At 47.1% G+C, this 1384-nt stretch carries 13 tRNA genes; all 13 read left to right on the forward strand.

Annotation, left to right across the window (positions count from 1 at the left end):
• Positions 1 to 13: 13 nt before the first annotated feature.
• The 13 genes from CD128_RS08315 to CD128_RS08375 all read left to right on the forward strand — a co-directional run bounded on the left by CD128_RS08315 (position 14) and on the right by CD128_RS08375 (position 1231).
• Positions 14 to 87 (forward strand) — tRNA-Met (locus tag CD128_RS08315).
• A gap of 8 nt (positions 88 to 95) precedes the next feature.
• Positions 96 to 171, forward strand: a tRNA-Asp gene (locus CD128_RS08320).
• An 11-nt stretch (positions 172 to 182) separates the two neighbouring features.
• Positions 183 to 255, forward strand: a tRNA-Phe gene (locus CD128_RS08325).
• A gap of 9 nt (positions 256 to 264) precedes the next feature.
• A tRNA-Thr gene (locus tag CD128_RS08330) sits at positions 265 to 340 on the forward strand.
• A 6-nt stretch (positions 341 to 346) separates the two neighbouring features.
• Positions 347 to 430, forward strand: a tRNA-Tyr gene (locus CD128_RS08335).
• Between the two features lie 10 nt (positions 431 to 440).
• Positions 441 to 514: transfer RNA gene (locus tag CD128_RS08340), tRNA-Trp, on the forward strand.
• 2 nt (positions 515 to 516) lie between these two features.
• Positions 517 to 589: transfer RNA gene (locus CD128_RS08345), tRNA-His, on the forward strand.
• 13 nt (positions 590 to 602) lie between these two features.
• Positions 603 to 674, forward strand: a tRNA-Gln gene (locus tag CD128_RS08350).
• 9 nt (positions 675 to 683) lie between these two features.
• A tRNA-Cys gene (locus tag CD128_RS08355) sits at positions 684 to 757 on the forward strand.
• A 9-nt stretch (positions 758 to 766) separates the two neighbouring features.
• Positions 767 to 841: transfer RNA gene (locus tag CD128_RS08360), tRNA-Gly, on the forward strand.
• A 14-nt stretch (positions 842 to 855) separates the two neighbouring features.
• Positions 856 to 930 (forward strand) — tRNA-Gly (locus tag CD128_RS08365).
• Between the two features lie 11 nt (positions 931 to 941).
• Positions 942 to 1016: transfer RNA gene (locus CD128_RS08370), tRNA-Gly, on the forward strand.
• A 131-nt stretch (positions 1017 to 1147) separates the two neighbouring features.
• Positions 1148 to 1231, forward strand: a tRNA-Leu gene (locus CD128_RS08375).
• The last annotated feature ends 153 nt before the right edge of the window (positions 1232 to 1384 follow it).

The raw sequence follows: 1384 nt of genomic DNA on the forward strand, positions 1-1384 counted from the left end.
TATTTTTCATTAGCGCGGGATGGAGCAGTTCGGTAGCTCGTCGGGCTCATAACCCGAAGGTCGGTGGTTCAAATCCGCCTCCCGCAATTAAAATTGGTCTCGTAGTGTAGCGGTTAACACGCCTGCCTGTCACGCAGGAGATCGCGGGTTCGATTCCCGTCGAGACCGCCATTACGTATTATGGTTCAGTAGCTCAGTTGGTAGAGCAATGGATTGAAGCTCCATGTGTCGGCAGTTCGACTCTGTCCTGAACCATTTTAGATTGCCGGCCTAGCTCAATTGGTAGAGCAACTGACTTGTAATCAGTAGGTTGGGGGTTCAAGTCCTCTGGCCGGCACCATCTCACGGAGGGGTAGCGAAGTGGCTAAACGCGGCGGACTGTAAATCCGCTCCTTCGGGTTCGGCAGTTCGAATCTGCCCCCCTCCACCATCTATTTAATAGGGACATAGTTCAACGGTAGAATAGAGGTCTCCAAAACCTTTGATGTGGGTTCGATTCCTACTGTCCCTGCCATGGCGGTTGTGGCGAAGTGGTTAACGCATCGGATTGTGGTTCCGACACTCGAGGGTTCGATTCCCTTCAACCGCCCTTATACTATTAATGGGCTATAGCCAAGCGGTAAGGCAACGGACTTTGACTCCGTCACGCGCTGGTTCGAATCCAGCTAGCCCAGTTTTTTATTGGCGGCATAGCCAAGTGGTAAGGCAGAGGTCTGCAAAACCTTTATCACCGGTTCAAATCCGGTTGCCGCCTCCAACTTACTATGCGGGAGTAGTTCAACTTTTAGAACACATTCCTTCCCGGAATGAGGTATAGGTGTAAGTCCTATCTTCCGCTCCATAATTTAATACAATGCGGGAGTAGTTCAACTCTTAGAATACGTTCCTTCCCGGAACGAGATATAGGTGCAAGTCCTATCTTCCGCTCCATTTAATATACTGCGGGAGTAGTTCAACTCTTAGAATACATTCCTTCCCGGAATGAGATATAGGTGCAAGTCCTATCTTCCGCTCCATAATTTAATATAGCGCGGGAGTATTTCAACTTTTAGAATACGTTCCTTCCCGGAACGAGGTATAGGTGTAAGTCCTATCTTCCGCTCCATATATTGCTTCCAGATGGAAGTTTTTTATTTATCTAAATTGTGCCGGCGTGGCGGAATTGGCAGACGCGCGGGACTCAAAATCCCGTTCCTTCATTGGAGTGTCGGTTCGACCCCGACCGCCGGTATTTATACCTATTAATAGGGCACATTTAAACACTAGAAACCTTGATTTATCAAGGTTTCTTTTTTATGGTTCTATGAGAAATGCGGTTGATGAAACAAATTGATTGTTTCATTAACCGCATTTTTTGTATAAAAAGAGCGCAAATATCTCTATA

It is taken from the genome of Staphylococcus croceilyticus, from assembly GCF_002902575.1.
Taxonomy (GTDB): Bacteria; Bacillota; Bacilli; order Staphylococcales; family Staphylococcaceae; genus Staphylococcus; species Staphylococcus croceilyticus.